At 64.4% G+C, this 19,421-nt stretch carries 6 protein-coding genes and 1 pseudogene; 5 read left to right on the forward strand and 2 right to left on the reverse strand.

Annotated features, from left to right (window positions below):
• The 4 genes from K288_RS0138190 to K288_RS47885 form a co-directional block, all read left to right on the forward strand.
• On the forward strand, positions 1–864 hold an 864-nt coding region (locus K288_RS0138190), incomplete at its 5' end, for an STN domain-containing protein (protein ID WP_152535877.1).
• 97 nt (positions 865–961) lie between these two features.
• Positions 962–1,477 carry an RNA polymerase sigma factor gene (locus tag K288_RS0138195; protein WP_160169058.1) on the forward strand — a complete coding sequence of 172 codons (516 nt, stop codon included), beginning with the start codon at positions 962–964 and terminating at the stop codon, positions 1,475–1,477.
• 5 nt (positions 1,478–1,482) lie between these two features.
• A complete protein-coding gene (locus K288_RS47880; protein WP_084800035.1) occupies positions 1,483–2,499 on the forward strand; it encodes a DUF4880 domain-containing protein in 1,017 nt (338 codons plus the stop codon).
• Positions 2,500–2,752: 253 nt separating this feature from the next.
• Positions 2,753–14,977 carry a filamentous haemagglutinin family protein gene (locus K288_RS47885; RefSeq protein ID WP_051334972.1) on the forward strand — a complete coding sequence of 4,075 codons (12,225 nt, stop codon included), beginning with the start codon at positions 2,753–2,755 and terminating at the stop codon, positions 14,975–14,977.
• A gap of 105 nt (positions 14,978–15,082) precedes the next feature.
• Here K288_RS47885 and K288_RS0138210 read toward each other — a convergent pair whose 3' ends face one another.
• Positions 15,083–16,777 (reverse strand): winged helix-turn-helix domain-containing protein, encoded by a 1,695-nt coding sequence (locus K288_RS0138210; RefSeq protein WP_027584216.1) that lies wholly within the window; start codon positions 16,775–16,777, stop codon positions 15,083–15,085.
• Between the two features lie 247 nt (positions 16,778–17,024).
• Here K288_RS0138210 and K288_RS0138215 point away from each other — a divergent pair, with 247 nt between their 5' ends.
• Positions 17,025–17,981 carry an AraC family transcriptional regulator gene (locus K288_RS0138215; RefSeq protein WP_027584217.1) on the forward strand — a complete coding sequence of 319 codons (957 nt, stop codon included), beginning with the start codon at positions 17,025–17,027 and terminating at the stop codon, positions 17,979–17,981.
• Positions 17,982–18,649: 668 nt separating this feature from the next.
• Here the strand turns inward: K288_RS0138215 and K288_RS47890 are convergent.
• Positions 18,650–19,270: pseudogene (locus K288_RS47890) on the reverse strand (transposase).
• Between the last annotated feature and the right edge of the window lie 151 nt (positions 19,271–19,421).

Below are 19,421 nucleotides of genomic sequence, written 5' to 3' on the forward strand. Positions count from 1 at the left end.
CGTCGCTCATCACAAGGTGTCCACCTATTTTGGTGGACACCTCATGCATCAGAGCACTCAAAAGCAAAAGGTGCGGAGAAATTCGCGCTTACCTTTTTGCGGCGACGGGTGCGGCTTGACGAACGACAGATGTTGCAATGGTTAGACGATAAGTTCGCCATCGCGGATTTTCGTTCTGCAGCGACCGCGGCATGGATGTTACTTCTTGCGTTCTCCGCCGCGCATGCCGTCGCCGAGGAGCGCGCCAGCGGCGGGGGCGGAGCGACTGCCGCTTCCGCGCAGTTCGACATACCGTCTCAGCCGCTCGAAGATGCATTAATGTCCTATGCGGCGGTGACGGGCGTCGAAGTGTTCGTCGACCACGCACTGGCAGCCGGCCAGAAATCGGCGCCGGTGCAGGGCGTGTATGCCTTCGAAGACGCATTGCGCGCTTTGCTGCGGCCGACCGGGCTGTACATCCGTCGTGCGGCCGATCAGGGCTACACGCTGGTTGCCCCCGCGGCTCAGGAGCCGCCGGTCGGCCGGATGCCGGAATGGTCTGCCGATCCGGCGCGCAATCGCTTCTTCGCGGCGCTTCAGGTCGCGCTGAAGCGCGCCTTGTGCAGATCGACTGAGACAGCTCCCGGACAATACCGTGCCGCGGTCGCGATCTGGATCGGGGCCGCGGGCGAGATTGAGAACGTTCGCATTCTCGGGGCGGATGCCGAGGGCCAGGCTGCATCGAACCTGATCGCGCGGATCAGCCATGTCTCGGTAGGGGAAGCTCCGCCATCCGATCTTGAGCAACCGGTGACCTTTGTCATATTGCCGAGGTCGGCTGAACATACAAGAGACTGCCAGTCGCAAGGTGCGGCAAGAGAATGAGGCGAACTGACCCGACGCCGGGGGCGCTGCAGTCCGGACGTCCGGCTGCATCCGACTGCTCTGAATGACAAACTCATCCCGTTCTTCGCTCCGGCAGTTGCTGGTCGCCGGCTACGCCGAGCTTAGGCGTCGTCTCGTGCGTCGCCTCGGTTCGGAGGAACTCGCCAGCGAGGCGCTGCATGAGGCCTATCTGCGGCTGGACGGGAGAGACGGGACGCTGTTCTTGCGGCCACATGACTATATCGTTCGTGTGGCGCTGAACATTGCCCATGACAAGCGCCGGTCCGAGGACCGTCGCTTGAGTTACTCCGAAGTCGACGCTTTATATCACTATGCCGACGCGGCCATCGACGCTGAGCAGGAGATGGAGGCGCGTGCCGAATTCGCTGCCCTGGTTCGCGCCTTCGACGCGCTCACAGCGCGCCAGCGAGCCATCCTGATCGGCGTGCGCGTCGATGGAACACCTCATGCCGAGCTGGCGAAGCGCTTTGGCATCTCGGAACGGATGGTGGACAAGGACCTGCGGCGCGCACTGGAATATTGCTCCGATCAGCTTGAAAGAACTGTGATCACGCGGTTCGGTTCGCATCCTCCCAAATCGTCTAGTGAATAGGAGGCATGTCACAAGACGTGATGGGAAACGTGGGCAATCCGCCAGACAATCGACAATCGCAGCCGGCCGATCCAGAGCGGCTGCAGCGGGAAGCCATGGCCTGGCTGTCCCTGCTGTCATCCGGGACCGCGACGCGAGCGGACGGCGAGGCGTTGAAGGAGTGGTGCCGACAGGATCCGTCGCACGCCAGGGCCTATGCCCGGGCGGCACGGGTCTGGGACAGGCTTGCCGAAGTCGCCGCCCAGGCGGAGCGGCCGCTTGTTGCTGGTCCTGCGGCAACTTCGACGCCGGTTCTCGCGCGGCGGGCGTTCCTGACAGGTGCGGTCGCGGCATCAGCGGCATGCGCAACCTACGTCGCTATCCATCCTCCGCTCGGGCTTTGGCCTTCGTTGGCCGAACTGAGAGCGGACATTCGCACGGCGCCCGGTGAGCGGCGCCGGCTCGATGTCGCCGAGGGCGTCTCGGTCGACCTCAATACCCGGAGCAGCCTGGCGCTGGCCGCGGGGAGCGATGCGGGGATCGAACTGATCAGGGGTGAGGCGATCGTCGCAACCGTGCCGAAAGCGGACAGATCCTGCACCGTCGTTGCAGGCGCCGGACGTATCGTGGCCGCCCGCGCAAAGTTCGACGTGCGTCACGATGGGGACGATCGCGTGGCGGTGATTTGCCTGGATGGCCGCGTCAAGGTCGAACATGAGCGGCAGACCGTCGTTCTCGAGCCGAACCAGAGAGTCATCTATGATCGGTTCGGCATCGGCGAGACGGAACGCGTCGATCCCGTAACGGCCGTGGCCTGGCAGGAAGGCCGCCTCGTGTTTCGCAAGGCGCCTTTGTCGGATGTCATTTCCGAGGTCAACCGCTATCGGTCCGGGCGGATCATTCTCGTCAACCGACATCTCGGAGAGCGCCTGATCGATGCGAGCTTTCAGCTGAACCGGCTGGAGAACGTGCTCGTCTATCTTGAGCAGGCCTTTGCGGTTGCTGTCAGGCAATTGCCGGGTGGTCTCGTTCTGGTCGGATGATCTCTCGGTCCTGAGCCGTCTTAGAAAATTTTCTTCACCCCGCTTCGAAAAATTTCTCCGCCCCGGTTCTGATGGCGGCCCGCCCGGTCGTCAACGAATAGGGAGCGGTTCGGCCGGTCGCGGTCGGGCTTGCTCTTCGAAGATCGTCGCAGCCGCGACGTCGGGGTCGGGGTCAATTGCATGTCGCTGGTCGAAGGTCAGGTCTGCGCGCGCTTGCAGCAACGGCCGACGTCTTGCGAAAAGGGGAGCTAAAATGCAGGTTCATCGTAATGGCAGCCGCCCGCGCCGCATCCGTTCGGCGGACCTGCAACTGCCCCCGCTGCTCGCATCACGCCGCGCCGTGCGCAAGGCGCTGCTGGCCGGAACCAGTGCGCTGGCGCTTGCGCTGGGCGGTGTCGAGGGAGCCATCGCGCGTCCGCTCGGCGCCAACTCGGTCAGCGCGCCGCTGACGGCAGTCAACGATGCGGTCGCCAATGCACAGCAGGCGGCGCAAGCGGCGCAGCAGGCCCAGCAATCGCTCAATCGCGCGACGCAGGCGTTGCAGGCGATCCGCGGCCTGCAGGATGCGGCGCGTGCGGCTGCGCAGGGGCAGCCGCATTCCACGACATTGAACATCAATGTTCCGGACGGGCTGACGCGCGGCGGCCTGATGCCGGACATGGCGGCGGGCTGGACCGGCGCCAACGCGCCGACGCAATCGGTCGCGGGCGGGCAGACCAGCGTCAACATCGACCAGACCCGGCAGCAGGCAATCCTGAATTGGAAGACCTTCAACGTCGGATCGCAGACCACGCTGAACTTCGACCAGCACGGCAACGCCAACTGGGCTGCTCTCAACCGGGTCGATGCCAGCACCGGGCCGAGCCAGATTCTCGGCAACATCAAAGCCGACGGCCAGGTCTACGTCATCAACCAGAGCGGCATCATCTTCGGCGGCGGCAGCCAGATCAATGTCGGATCGCTGATCGCCTCGACTGCAAAGATCACCAACGACCAGTTCCTGAGCGGCATCTATTCGAGCCAGACCGGCAACACGTGGAATCCAAGCTTCACCGATGCGGCCGCGTTGCTCGGCAACGGCTCCGGCGGCGGTGTCGTCAACGTGGAGGCAGGTGCACAGATTCAAACCCGTGCGCCGGCTTCCGTCACGTCAGGTGGCGGCTTCGTGCTGCTGATGGGTGGGCAGGTCATCAATGCCGGCGCGATCACGACGCCCAGCGGTCAGACCCAATTCGCCGCAGGCGACGACTTCGTGCTGCGACGTGGTTACGGAACGGACGCCAACCAGTACTCGACGACGCGCGGCAACGAGATCGCGCCAGTGTTTCGTACCGGCAGCCTCGCGGGACTCGTCCGCAACGACGGCATGGTGTTCAGCGCGCAGGGGGACATCACGCTGGCCGGCCGCGCGATCGAGCAGAACGGCGCCCTGGTCGCCTCGACCTCGGTCAACACCCGCGGCACCATCCATCTCCTCAATTCGGCGACTGATACGCGCGGCAGCGTCACGCTCGGCTCGGGCAGCCTCACCACTGTTATCCCCGAACTCGAGAGCGAGGACACCGCGCTCGACAGCCAGCGCGACGCGCTGATCGCAGCCTCCGCCACCGCGAACCAGCTGCGCGCCGGCGCGGCAACCGGGGTGTTCAACAATCTGTCGCTGCTCGCCGATCGTCTCGATCAGTCGCGCATCGAGATCGTCACCGGCGGCAATGTGATCTTCAAGGGCGGCGCAACGCCGGGCGCCGGCTCGCTGACCATGGCGCAAGGCGGGCAGGTGGCGGTGTCGGCGGCGGGCCGCATCTTCACCGAGAGCGGCGCGACGATCGACGTCTCCGGCGTACGCAACGTGTCGCTGGCGATGTCGGCCAACAACATCATGGTGAATATCCAGGGCAATGAGCTGCGCGACTCGCCGCAGAACCGCGACAACGATGCGCTGAAAAACGCCGATGTCTGGATCGATATCCGCAACCTCATCTACGTTCCGGCAGGCACCGGCGGCTACGCAGGCGATCGCTACTATACGCCCGGCGGCCTGCTTGAGGTCGGCGGCTATCTCGCCAACACGGCGCACAAGATCGGCGAATGGAGCGCGGTCGGCGGCACCATCACGCTGTCGGCGCCCGAAGTGGTCGCGCAGGCCGGATCGGTGTTCGACATTTCGGGTGGTTCGGTCAGCTATGAGGCCGGCTATATCCGCACCACGAACTTCCTCGGATCGGACGGGCGGCTCTACAACATCAACAATGCCCGCGCCGACATGACTTTCTATGGTCTTGGCGACGGCTTCATCCGCGAGCATGACCGTTGGAAAGTCACCGAGGTCTGGACCAGCCCGTTCGGCAAGGGCCGCGAGAGCGTGCGCTGGGAGGAGGGCTACACGGTCGGCCGCGACGCCGGCAAGCTAATCCTCTCGACACCGACCGCCGTCTTCGAAGGTGACATCATCGCCGACGTCATCAACGGTGAGCGCCAGACGAGTGCGCGTCCGTCCGGCGTCATCGACGGCTACAAGCTGACGCAGACCACCGCGCCGGTTGCCGGCACGCTTGCACTTGGCCAGTACACCGGCACCGGGCTGGCCAACGCTTACACCACCGACGTCAAGTTTGATTCCGTCGCGCCTGTCACGGCGGGCCTCGATGCGAGCGCCGCGCTGCCGGCTGATCGCGTCAATACCGCCTGGTTCGATGCCCCGACGCTCGACAGTGTTGGGCTCGGCGGGCTGAATGTTGCCACCAAGGGTTCGATCGCCGTCAATGCACCGTTGCAATTCGCGCCGGGCGCGCAGGTCAAGCTGATCGCTCCGAACGTCGACGTCGCCGCCGAAATCACGGCGCACGCCGGCAGCGTGACTGTGAGCAACTTCCTGCAGCCGGACCAGGCTGGTCAAATCGCAGTCGCGCTGACCACGGCGGCGGGCACTTCGCAATTGACGCTGGAGACCGGGATCACCATCGACACCAGCGGCCTGTGGGTCAATGCGCTGACCGATCCGGACAGCCAGTCGAATCTTGCCTTCCTCAACGGCGGCAATGTCACCTTCGATTCCACGCAGAACGTCACCATCGCGGAACAAAGCGTCATCGACGTCTCGTCCGGCGGCGCGATCCTTGTCAACGGCAAGACGCAAGGCGGCAAGGGCGGCAACGTCACGCTCGTCGCCGGCCATCCGGGCGGTTCCGACGCTCCGCCGAACCTGGCTTTGAAGGGCGAAATCCGCGCGGTCGGCGTCAATGGCGGCGGCACGCTAACGCTGTCCTCACCGGGGACGGTCCTCATCACCGATGGCGCCAGCCTGATCGGCGGAACGATCGCCGCCAACACGCCCACCCCCGTCCCACTCGTCCTGTCGCAGCCGCTCACCATTGCGGCAGGTGAGCCGCTGCCGATGCCTTACAGCGTGCAGACGACGGTGGCTCCGCCAGGCACGCCGCTTCCTGCCGGCGTTACGCCATTCTATTCGCGTCAGGACGCCGATGGCGACGTGGGCATCACCGTACAGCAGGACTGGGTCGTGCCGCCCGGCATGACGGTGTACAATTTCGTCGGTGGCGCGCAGATCTTCTTCGCCGGCACGACAATCCGGGCAGGAACCAATCTCTCCTATTTCGATGGTTCGTTCCCAACTGGCTATGTCATCCCGCGGGATGCGTTCCCGAACGGGATCAACACGCAACCATTCAACCTCACCACGCCAGCCGGGACAGTGCTGTCGACGCCGACCACCTATCAGATCGGTGCTGTGATTCCGGTCGGCACGACGTTCAAGCAAGCTGTCGCGGTCCAGCCGCCCCCGACGCTCAACTGGAGCTTGTTCTCATCGGGTTTCTCGAAGTACGACATCAGCGGCGGACTCGGTGTGCAGGTGCTGGATGGCGCGGCGATCGCGCTGACCATGCCGGTCTACCAGTTCGCCGCCAACAGCTTCTCGGCGCCGTCAGGCAGCGATCCGGCCTCGGCGATGTCGGTGTGGCTGCCGCCGCTCTTTACCGAAAATCCGACAAACGGCACATTGACGCAACGCGGCGGCGCCAGCCTGGCGGTGCATTCGGTGACCCGATCCGCGCAAAATCTCGTCACGGGTGGTGGCGCGATCATCGTCGGCGCCGGCGCCTCGCTCACCGTCGATCCCGGTCAGAGCATCTCGCTCGAAGCCTTCGACCAGATCAACGTCAACGGCGCTCTTGTCGCACATGGCGGCAGCATTAGCGTCAGCAACATAGCGTCCAATGACTTCGACAAGGGACGCAATTTCGACGGGCTCGGCAACAGCCGCGGCCGGTCGCTTTGGATCGATGGCGACGCCAAGCTCGATGTTTCGGGGGCGAGCTACACCGCCACCGATCGGGCGGGACGCAGCTATGGAGTGGCGACGAATGGCGGCAGTATCAGCCTCGGGGGCGGATCGAGTTTCGTGATCATCCGCCCCGGCGCCGAACTCAATGCTGACGGCGCAAGCGTCGTTGTCGATACGGCAGCAGGGCTCGCGCCGGGCGTCGCAGGCAGTGCGTTAACGGTTGCGAGCGATGGCGGCTCGATCGTGCTCGCCTCTGCGAGCGGCATCTACATGGACGGCGCTATCCATGCCGCCGCCGGCGGCACGGGAGCGTCGGGCGGCAGCCTGACGGTCGCGCTGTCGACGCCGATGTATCTCAACAGTGTCGCCGTGCCGGCAAGTGCCTTTGTCCCCAGTGTGATCACCGTGGTGCAGGCGCGCTCGGCGTCGCCGTTGCCGGCTGACGTCGCGCCGGGCACGGATGCCTCGTCGCTGGTGTTTGGCCAAACCACTGTCAGTGCCGACATGGTCAAGGCCGGCGGCTTCGACTCGCTGACGCTGAATTCGGGCGACTACCTGTTGTTCTCCGGGGATGTGTCGCTCGCGCTCGGCCGCAGCCTGACGCTCACCGCCAGCGCCTTCACCTCAGGGCCCGCCGTGCCCAATCCATTGCCCACCACCAACAGCGTGCGATTGTCCGCGCCCTATGTGCTGTTCAACGAACCCACGGTTGACGTTGGGGACGGCGTCAAGAGCGCCAGCATCCGCAATCCCGCCGCCTCAACATTGCCGACCACGGCGCGCTTTAAGGTGGATGCGAACCAGATCGACATCCAGGGCCAGATCGTTTTCTCCGCTGACGCCGCCATTGATGCCCCCGGGTTTGCGACGACGAAGCTCGTCAGCCAGGGCGATATCCGCTTCCTTGGCGGCACCCAGCAACAGCCGGCAAACCTGTCAACCACTTGGGACCTCGAACTCGACGCGGCCCAGATCTATCCGGCGACCAACGCCTTTTTCGTCGTCACGGCGGGAGCGAACAACCCGAACTACGACCCCGCGCATCCGCCGACCCTGACCATTGGCCGAACCACCGACGACGTTCCGGAGGCGCCGCTCTCCGTGTTCGGCAGCCTCAAACTTGCCGGGCCAATCGTCGAGCAGGGCGGCATCGTTCGCGCGCCGTTCGGCAACATCGTGCTTGGCAACGACAATACGTCTTTCAATACTAGTCTGACCAGACGGGTGGATGTGCTGCCTGGCAGCCTGACCTCCGTCTCGATGGCAGGCTTGGCCATTCCCTATGGCGGCACCGTCGATGGCGTGACCTACAGCTATAACAAGTCGAATGTCAGCGGAAAGAGCCTGACAAACTTCGATCCCTATGGCGCGCCGCAGTCCGGCATCATACTGGATGCGCAATCCGTCAACGTACAGGGCGGCGCGACGCTCGATTTGTCCGGCGGCGGCACACTCACCGGTGCGGGCTTCATCTCGGGCCGCGGCGGCTCGGTCAACGTGCTGACGACGCCACTCATCAATGCCAATCCGACGACGCCGGTCAGCAAGGCCGGCAACAAGGTCTACGCCATCCTGCCCGGTTATGCCTCCGGCTACGCACCGGTGGCGCCGGAAAATGGCGCCGGCGATCCTGCGATCGGTCAACAGATCACGATTCCGGCCGGCGTGCCGGGCTTGCCCGCCGGTACTTACACGCTGTTGCCATCGAACTACGCCTTGCTTCCCGGTGCCTACCGGGTCGAGCTCGGCAGCACGACGAGGTTGCCGGTCAACGGCGCCATCGGCAACGGCACCTATGTGACCTCGGGCTATACCGGTATCGCCAACACGAACATCAAGGGCGCGCTTCCCTCGCTCATGCTGATTACGCCGGGAACGGCGGTGCGCAAATATTCGCAGTACAACGAGCAGAGCTACAGCGACTTCCTGGTCGCCAGTGCCACCCAGTTCGGCGGCCAGCGCCCGCTGCTGCCGATGGACGGCAAGACCTTGGAGGTGCTGTTCGAGCGGACCACAAACCCGTCGGCCGGATCGGCGCTGACGTTCGACGGAACGGCGCTGTTCCAGGCCGACCAGGGCGGTGCCAGCGGCCAGGTGGTGCTGATGAACGTCGGCGAAATCTATACAGGCAGCCGAACCAGCGGATTCAGCGGCGTCTCGGTGAACGCTGACGACCTCAATGCCATCGGCACGCCGCGGCTGCTGATCAACGGCTTTCCGAGCATCGTCAATGGCTCGATAGCGATCAGTGGTGGCAATGATCTCTTCGTCCGCGACGGCGTCACGCTGCGGGCGGGTGAACTGTTCCTGGTGGGCGGCAACATCAGCATCGGCAACGATGTAACGCTGACGACCATCGGACAGGGCGTGCCGCCGTACGATTCCGTCTCCACCGGCATGAGCTATTACGCTAGATCGAACACGGTGCTGGCGCTGTCCAACGGCTATCTCAACTTTCGTGGCTCCAACGGCGGTTCCGGCAGCATCGTGATCGGCGCCCGCTCGCAGCTCTATGCCGAGGGCACGCTGGCCTTCGCCACCAACGCGCCGTCGAGCATCGATGCCAGCGCCCATTTCGGTGCGCGCAATATCGCGCTCGCGGTCGGCGCCATCAATATCGGTGACAGCGCCGCTATCGCGGCGGCGGGGTCGCCGGCCGGCCTGCTGTTCAATCAGGCGCTGTTCGACACGCTCGTCAGCGGCGATCCCAGCCATGGCGCGCCGGCGCTCGAGAACATCATCCTGAGCGCCGCCGGCTCGATCAACCTGTTCGGCAGCACCAGCCTCGATGCCACCGGCAGCGGGGTCAATCTCGTGCTGAACACGCCGGCGATCTATGGCTATGGCGGGACGAGCGACCACGCCACCATCGCCGCCGGCAAGATCGCCTGGAACGCGACCGGCGCAACGCCGCCGGCCATCGCCGCGGGCGGGCCGGGCACCGGCGCCGGCACGCTCGATCTCGTCGCCGATGAGATCGACCTCGGCAGGTTCGTCCCGCTCGACGCTACATCCACCAGTCGCGTCATCTACGGCTTCGGCAATGTCAATCTGACCGCCGCTTCGCAGATCGTGTCTGCAGGCAACAGCAAGCTGTTCGTCTATCAGGCACCGAGCACCGCATCCGGCGCCGTGTTCGGGCAGAGCGGCACGGGCGGCAACCTGACGCTGTCGACGCCGCTTCTGACCGGCGTGCAGAAGTCGGTCATGGCCTATACGGCCGGCGGTGCGCTGAACGTGACTGCGCCGGCGGGCCATGCGCCGAGCGCCGCGACGTCCACCATCTCGGGAGCGGAGATCGACCTCAACGGCGACAGCGTCGCCATCGCCAGCACCATCCTGCTGCCGAGCGGCAAGCTGGTGGTCAACGCCGCCAATGACATCAACCTGAATGCCGGCAGCAGGATCGATCTGTCGGGCCAGCCGTCCAAGATCCAGACGGCGACTGTGTACGGCTTCGGCGGCACGGTGATCTTCAACAGTGCGCAGGGCAACGTGACCCAGGCGGCGGGCTCGGTGATCGACGTCTCCGCGACAAACGCCAGTGCTGGTGAGATCACCGTCAACGCCGGCAATGGGCTCGTGGCGCTCAGTGGTGCGCTGAACGGCGGCGCGACCGATGGCTATACCAGCGGCGATTTCAGCGTCACCGCCGGCACGCTCGCCGACTTCGCCGGGCTCAATGCCATCCTCGCCCAAGGGGGCATCTTCGATGCCCGGAGCTTCGACATCAAGACCGGCGATCTGATCGTCGGCGATGGCGTCAAGGCGCACAACGTCTCGATCTCGCTCGACGGCGGCAGTCTCACCGTGAACGGCACCATCGATGCGTCCGGTATGGCACCGGGCACCATCCGCCTTGCGGCCGGCAATGGATTGACGCTGATGTCGAGCGCCGTGCTCGATGCCCATAGCTCGGCTCTTTGGGTCGACAGCTATGGCCATCCGATCGAGGCCAAGAACCGCGGTCACATCGAGCTGACCGCCGCGGGCGGAACGCTCACACTGTCGCCCGGTGCAACGATGGATCTGTCAACGCCTGACGGCGTCGCCTATGGTGACATTCAACTGAACGCGCAGCGTAGCGGTGAGACCTCGGGCGACATTCTCATCAGTGCCGGCGGTCCGCTCAATATCCGTGGCGCCTACAGCATCGCGCTCAATGCATTCTGGACCTACGACCTGTCGGGCGGCAGCGTTATCACGCAATCGACGCTCGACGGCTATGACACTGCAAGCACGTCCTTTATCAACGCCGCGCTGGCGAATAACACGCTGCGAGGCAAGATCGCGGGCCTGTCAGCCTATGGCAGTGCCTTCCACCTGAGGCCCGGCGTCCAGATCACCTCGAGCGGCGATCTCTCGACCTCGGGCGACATTGATCTCGCAAAATATCGCTACGGGACAGGTGCGGATCGTGATCCGAACTCCGCAACTTACGGCGCCGGCGAGCCGATGGCGCTCGTGATCCGCGCGGGCGGCAACCTGACCATCAAGGGAAGCATCTCTGATGGGTTCAAGTCGGCGCCGGGAACGCCGGCTACCTACGTCGACGTCGACATTGCCCACAGCCCGATCTTTGGCAATTCCAGCTGGTGTGACCCATTCGCCTGTTGGTTTAACGATACCACTGACGTAGTCGTCGTGGCGCCTTGGACCGTTCCGAACACCAATTTCTATGTAAATATTTGGGGCGGCGAGACTGACGTCAACGGACATTTTTACGGTCCAGGAGACACGATCCCGGCGGGTACGGTCCTCGACCACAATAGTTGGATTGCATTCGACCCCGGGGCCCCGTTGCCGGATATCGCGGTCCTGGAAAAGCCTGCCGTCCCGGGAGCCTCCGCCACGTCGGCCGCGGCGCGGATGCTCGCGCCCGGTTCGCTTTCCGCATCGATCCGTCTCGTTGGCGGCGCGGATCTTGCCGCCGCCGATCAGCGGGCGCTTCAGACGGCACATGCGCTCAACGGCAATGGCAATCTTACGCTCAACGACCCGGCCTATAATTCGACGCTGAACGGCAGTTTCTTCAGCGTGCTTCGTACCGGCACCGGCAATCTTGAACTGCTGGCCGGCGGCAGCTTCAGCGAAGCCACGCCCTACGGCGTCTACACTGCCGGTACGCAGTCGGCGCCGATCCTGGCGCCTGACGGCAGCAACCCCTATGACCTTGTGGGCAAAGCGCGCGACGGCGTCTCCCAGGCCTGGTATCCGGAGCATGGCGGCGACCTGCTGCTCGTGGCCCAGCAGGATGTGACAGGCAATATCCAGATCGCCAACAACAGCACCCGCTTTGTCGACTCGGATCTCGTCTCCAACTGGCTTTGGCGTCAGGGCGGTGGCGGCAGCCTGGCCGCCGATCCTGCGGCGTGGTGGATCAATTTCGGCAGTTTCGCGACAACCGATCCATCTTTCTCTGGGCCTCCCGGCAGCGCGCTGGTCGGCTTCCAGGGCATAGGCACCCTCGGCGGCGGCAACCTGACCCTGATCGCCGGACGCAACGCCGGCGTGACGGGCAGCGCTTCGACCGGCCTGGATCTCGCGGTGGCATCGACGGGGCGGGTGCTCGCCGACGGCACGGTCGTGGAGTCCGGCGGCGGCGATCTCACCGTGAAGATCGGCGGCAAGCTCAATCCGGTCATTATCGGCACGGCCACGACGCAGCCGCCCGACTATTTCGGCTCGATCACCGACTTGCGCGGCAATATCGCGGTGACTGCCGGCTCCATCGGTGCGGTCGTGCAGAACTTTGGTGCGGCTTATTTCACATCGGTCGATCCGCGCACGCTTGATCCGGCGACGTTGAAGCACTCGACGCCGACGCCCGGCCCGGTCTTCACGCCGGGCGACGGCAGTGTGAATATCACGACGCGCGGCGACCTGGTGTTCGGTGGGGCCGGCGACGCCGGCATGGCAACGCCGGTCGATGTGAATGGCAGATCCTACACCGCCTTCGCGCCGGACGGGACGCCTACCTTCGCCGCGAACGGCGGTAACGCTAGCTTCACGCTGTGGACGCCCGCGACCTCGATCAATCTGTACGCGGCGGGCGGCGACGTCGCGCCGCTGGCAGGGCAGGTCGGGGGAAGCTACAAAAACAACGCCCAGAACGGCAATGGCTTTTATCCGGGCACGCTGATCGCCGCAGCCGCCAATGGCGATATGCGGTTTGCGGAACCCGCCGAGCTTAACGCAATATATCCAGACATCGAGCTGATGCCGTCCCCGTTCGGCCAACTCGAATTGCTGGCGGCCGGCTCGATCTACGGGTCGGGACAGGTGGTGAAAATGTCCGGCGCTGCTATGAGTTCGCTCGCCACGCCGATGCACCCTGTGTTCGCAACGATCGATGGCATCAGTGACAGTGCGAGCCTGACGTCGGCCTATCGCGGCATTTCGCCCAACAGTCCGATTGCCTTCGGGCCGGACACGCCACTGACCAATCTGCACGCCGGCGACTCGCAGCCCGCGCTGGTCTATGCGGGGATCGATATCGACGATCTGATCCTCGGGCAGGTGCGAACGATGACTGCGAGTGGCACTTATTTCGTGCCGTCGCAGACGACCTGGTACTTCGCCGCCAAGCCGTTCCAGGTCATCGCCGGCCGCGACATCGTCGGCACGGGCAGGACGCCGGATGTGTTCTTCAACAACCCGGATGTGTTCATCAAGGATACCGGCGACGGCGCCGGTTACGTCTCGCTCGTCAAGGCTGGCCGCGACATCATCTATCAATCGATCACCATCGCCGGCTCGGGACTGCTGGACGTGCAGGCCGGCCGCAACCTTTATCAGGGCTACTACGGAAAGCTGGAAAGCGTCGGCCCCCTGTTCGACGTGAACGCCTCGAACAGGTCGGGCGGCGCCAGCATCTGGGCGCTGGCGGGCGTCGGTCCAACGGGGCCGGACTATGCCGGGTTCGCCAAGCTCTATTTCGATCCCGCCAACCAGCTCCCGACCGATGGCACACCGCTCGCCGGCAGCGGCAAGGTGGTTCACACCTATGATCAGGAGCTTATCGACTGGCTGCACAAATTGTTTGGCTTCAGCGGTACGGGCGCCGACGCCTTGAAGCTGTTCCTGGCATTGCCGAGCGAGCAACAGAGCATCTTCGTACGCCAGGTCTATTTCAAAGAGCTGACCGCCGGCGGACGAGAGGAGACCGGCGCGATCGAAAGTCCGCGGCTTGGCAGCTATCTGCGTGGCCGCAACGCTATCGCCGCCTTGTTCCCCACCACGGATGCGCAGGGCAAGCCGATCACCTATAGGGGCGGCGTCACCATGTTCAGCGGCATTGCGCCCGGAACGCCCGGCGTCGTTGATGGCGGAATCACCACCGATTTCGGCGGCGACATCCAGATCCTGAACCCGGGCGGAACCACCATCATCGGCCTTGAAGGCATTGTGCCGGGGGCCGGCGCGGGCCTCATCACCCAGGGCCTGGGTGACATCCAGATCTATTCGCTCGACAGCATCCTGCTCGGCCAGAGCCGCATCATGACGACGTTCGGCGGCAATATCATTGCCTGGTCGGCAGAGGGCGACATCAACGCCGGCCGCGGTTCGAAGACCACCGTGCTCTACACGCCGCCGCGGCGGGTCTATGACTCCTACGGCACCATCACGCTGTCGCCGAACGTGCCCTCGACCGGTGCCGGCATTGCGACGCTCAATCCGATCCCGGAAGTGCCGCGCGGCAATATCGACCTGATCGCGCCGCTCGGCACCATCGATGCCGGCGAAGCCGGCATCCGTGTGTCAGGCAACGTCAACCTGGCCGCGCTGCAGATCGTCAACGCCGCCAACATCCAGGCGCAGGGCAGCATCACCGGCATTCCCACGGTGCAGGCGCCACCGGTCGCGGCGTTGACCTCCGCCAATAACACGGCGGCAGCCACGCAGCAGGCTCAGCCAGCTGCGCCTAACACCAACGATCGCGCGTCGATCATCATCGTCGAATTCGTGGGCTATGGCGGCGGCGATGGATCCTCTGGCGGCAACGAGAGCCAGGGCAAACGTCCGAATGATCAACGATCGGACGCCTCGGCGCCACGCCGCAGCGTCGCGTATGACACATCGAGTGCCGTCCAGATCCTCGGATCAGGACAGCTCACCGATCAGGAAAGCCGTTACCTGACCTTGAGGGAGCGCCGCGAACTGCCTACGCCCTAAAGCGTTTTCGAGCGAAGTGGACCGGTTCGCGCGAAGAAAAACGCGTCAAAGCAAGAAGAATAGAGCGGGATGATGATTCGAAGAAAAAGTCATCACGCTCTATCGTCAGCGTTCCGGCAAGCCGAGTTCGAGCAGCGTCCGCATGTTCAGCTCGCTCGCCGCGAGAAAAGCGGGGCTGGCATTGCGTGTTGGCAGCGAGATGTTGAGGGCCGTCGAATCGGGCCTCAACGCCATGGCCTTTGCCATCGCCGTCCTTGCCTCGTCCGGGTGGCCCAGGCGCTGATAGGCCACGGCCAGCAGCATATAAGGGCGTCCCGACGCCGGCGTGATGGCGATCGACCGCTGCAGCCAGGACAGCGCTTCCTCGTTGCGGTCCATGAGCAGCGCAGTCCATCCCGCCCCGAGCATCCAGGTCCAGCGCGAAACTTCCGGCGTGTCGAAGCGATCGGCCTGCTTGAAGGTTGCCAGCGCGTCATCGAAGCGTCCCAACTGAAGCTGCGCCAGGCCGATGTGGTAGAGGACCAACCCGTTCCACGGATCAAAACTCAATGCTTTCGCGCAGGCCACCAGACTTTCAACGAACTGGTTGGTCGCGGCCAGGAAGCGGCAATGGGCTTCCAGCACCGGAAGGTAACGTGGGGTGCTCTGCCGCGCGCGCTCCAGCAGCGATCCGGCGTCGCGCTCCGCCGCCGAACGTTCGGCCGGCGCGTACCACGCCATCTGAATCCCGCGCAGCTGAAGGGCGGCCAGCGCGACCTGGAGCTCAGTATTGTCGGGCTCGGCGGCGAGCGCTTTTTCCAGCATCGTCTGCGCGTTGGCAAAACGTTCGCGCGTCGTTCGATTGATCGAGGCCGTGGCTTGCTCGATCGCAACTTTGGCGTCGCCAGCCGTGGCGGGATGAGCGCCGGATTCCAGCAGCGCGTTCAGGCGCCGCGCCAGCGCATGACCTGCTCCCGCGGCAAGCCGCGATTGCTGCAATTGCACGTCCGGCTCGGTCGCGTCGACCGAAACCGCGGCGACCGACTGGACTTCGCCGGTGGCGGTCTCAATCATGCGCGCCCGCAAGATCCAGGATTGCGGTCCTTTCTCCAGTTCGCCATTCAGCACGAAGTCCGATTGGGCCGAGGGCGTGGATGCGGGCGCCGTGGCCGCCGCCACCGGCCGCGGCGCGACCACGCGAATATTGTCGACCCTGGCCAGACCGTCGGTCAGGCGGTCCGTTACTGCCGCCGCCATGCCGGCCCCTCGGGCGTCGTTGCTTGCATCCACGATCGGCGCCACTGCTATGGTCGGCGGCGATCGTCCGAACATGAGGTCGGGCCGGAAGGTCGGAGCGGCCACCGCAAACCCGAAGACCACGCAGAGCGCCGCTGCTGCGGCAGCCGCAACCGGCCTGCGCAGGCCGAAGAGTCGCCGCGGTCTTGTAACCTCGGTCGCGGGCCCGGCGCTCGCAATGGGCTCGGCGCCTGCCTGCACGACAACGGCAGGGGCGGGCGGCTTGATCGACACCTCCGCTGCGAACAGATAGCCGCGGCCGGACACGAGCTTGATCGTCTGGCGCCGGTCATCGCCCAGCGCGGTGCGAATCTCGCGGATGCATTGGAACAGGCTGTCTTCGCCGACATGGACGTTCGGCCAGACCGCCTCCATCAGCTCTTCCTTGCTCAGCACCCGGCCCGCATTGGCGGCGAATAGCTGCAGCATCTCAAGCGCTTTCGGCCTGAGCCTGATCGCCTCGCCATCCGGACCGCGCAGCTCGGCGCGCTCCCGATCGAGCTCAAATCCGGCAAAACGAAACACCCAGCCCCCGGTTCCCCGAAACTGCCCCACGCCGCCCGGAAATGTTCGGAAAATCCGTCCTGTGGCGCCTCATTCAGAAAATATCAGAAAAACTTCAGAACGCCACGGGCACCGCATCAGGACGTCTGGCGGCCATCATGGGACGAATGCGGGATCAGTTCGGGCCCCCCCCGGGGTGTCGGCACGCCGGTCTCGCCCCGTTTTGAGACAAAGACGTTTTTCATTCCTATTGGACGACGAGACCCCTGTGCTCCGCTTTACCACCGACGACATCGACCCCGAGCATCGCTTCGATCACTGGCGCGAGGTGCGCGGAAAGAGCCTGTTTGGTGTCACGATCGAGCTGCCGGCCGAGCGCCGCATCGATTTTCAGGGCCAGTTCTCCGCGATCGATATCGGAGGGGCGATCGTCTCGCGGATGCATGCCTCGTCTTATCGGGTCAGCCGGACCAGCGGCGATATCGCGCGCATGCCGGCCGACAGCCTGTGCATTGCGTGGCAGGCGCGCGGAGCCGGCTGGATGGATGTCGGTCGGGGGCGGGGGCATCGTGTGGCCGACGGCGACATCGTCATCAACCATTCCGACACTCCCTTCGAGGGCACGCCGGAGCGTTCCGACGGGTTCGACTTTCTGATGCTGAAGATCCCCCTCAGTGGCCATCTTCTGCTGGGCGCGCCGGCCCACGACCTTTTCGCGGCGACGCTGTTGCAGAAGAGCCCATTCTTCACGGCACTCTCCGCGCTGTTTCATGCCTTGACGCAGGACCCGCGTGATGTCGTCGATCCCTCGGCAGAGATCACGCATATCGCAAGATTGGCCATGTTGGCGCGGGGCCGTCTCCTGCCGGGCATGCCCGAGTGTCGCGCGGCGCTGCGTTCGGGCTTCTATTATGCCGCGCGCGACATTCTCGTCCGCGACCTGCATCAGCCGGGCTTGTCGCCCGCAGCGGTCGCGCAGGAGCTCGGAATATCGCTGCGGCAAGTTCATGTGTTGTTCGAGCCGACAGGGCTCTCATTCTCGCGAACGCTGGCGGCCCTGCGGGTGCGCAAGGCGGGCGGGCTGCTGGCAGCGGCGCCGTCACGGCCCGTCGCGGATGTCGCTTATGCCTGCGGCTTCGACAGCCTTGCAACATTTTATCGCGCCTTCCGAAATTCCTACGGCATGACGCCGCGCGACATGCGCGTTCGCGCGAACTGCGAGTGAGAAGCTGTGGCCGCTTCGCTGCAACCGCGCAGAGTTATGGTGACGCTCGCAGGTCAAAATCGAGAGCGTGCGCGCGTTGAGAAGACAGCTTGCTGCCGTTTCTGTAAACGCCCGCGGGCATTTGGATTTTCGGATCATTCCCGAAAGAGGAATGGCCGAGCCGATCAGGGGGCTCTTCTTGCTTGCCGACCATCAGAGTTTTCATCACCAAAATATTTCAAAATCAACAGCTTGCGACCGATATCGGAGATTTCTCAATAGCGATCGATGCCGCTTTGCGACTTCGCGCGGCGCGGTCGACGTCTTCGGTTGCACTTAAATTCCTGTCGATCTGGGGCATGCCGTGAAATTGAACCTGGTCGAGAGGCAGCTCGCTGGAGCAGCGCGCGGACGGTCGTCGACACTCCCTGGGCCATCTGTGGACGCGCCCCGCCAGATGCAAGCGGTTTTTGAAGAAGATTGGCCGTATGGGAGTTCGCGGACCGGAACCAAATCATAAATGCGCGCTCTGGGCACGATGGGTACATCTGGTTCTTCCGGCACCGTCTCACCGCCCGTTGCGCCATACCCTCCTTCGACCGACTACACCTGCGACGATCTCAGGCCCGCCGGGCTCACGCCTTGGCTGCGACCGGAGCCCTGTAGTTCTCTTGCTTTATAAGCAGCGCCTAGACGATCCGCGCCATCTTGTTCGCGAGCGCGACGGTTACCAGCATGCGCGGTTTGCGAGCCAGCATCTGTTCGAGCCAAGACCCCTTCGGCGCCCCGCGTTTGCTCGCCTGTTGCACGACGGCGCTGCTGCCGATGATCAGGAGGCGTCTGAGCGTGCGCTCGCCCATTTTGGACGTCGCGCCAAGTTTCCGTTGCCACCCGTCGATCTTTAAAGGGGCGCGAGGCCCAGCCAGGCGGCAAAGTCACGGCCCTTTGCGAAGGTCTCGACCGGCGGTGCTAGGGCGGCGATCGCAGTGGCAGAGATTGGGCCGCTGCGCCGCTCCGCAAATCGCTTCGGCATCGATCGCATCGTTCTTTTGCCGTTTCACGAACGGTTTTACATTGGCGGGCGGGATCAGCCGAACTTCATGGCCAAGCTGGGTCAGCTGACGGGCCTAGTGATGTGCTCCACCACATGCCTCCAGCGCTACCGTGCAACTCGGCTGCGCTGCGAAGAAATCCAGCAGCTTTCCTCGGCTGATCCGCTTGCTGAACATCGCTCGACCCCGCCCATCCGCTCCGTGAACGTGAAAAACGCGCTTGGCGATATACAGACCGATTGTGATAACTTCTGACACGGACGCCTCCCTTAAGTGGTGCTCAACACTTCCACTTTGGCACATCGATGCCGTCGGGCGGGGCGTCCACATGGGGTAATCGCAGGAGCGAGTTGCCCGAAAACCAATCAGAGACTTGGAGGGCGGCTGTTCCCCGATAGGATGGAAATAC

Source organism: Bradyrhizobium sp. Ai1a-2 (assembly GCF_000426245.1).
Classification (GTDB): domain Bacteria; phylum Pseudomonadota; class Alphaproteobacteria; order Rhizobiales; family Xanthobacteraceae; genus Bradyrhizobium.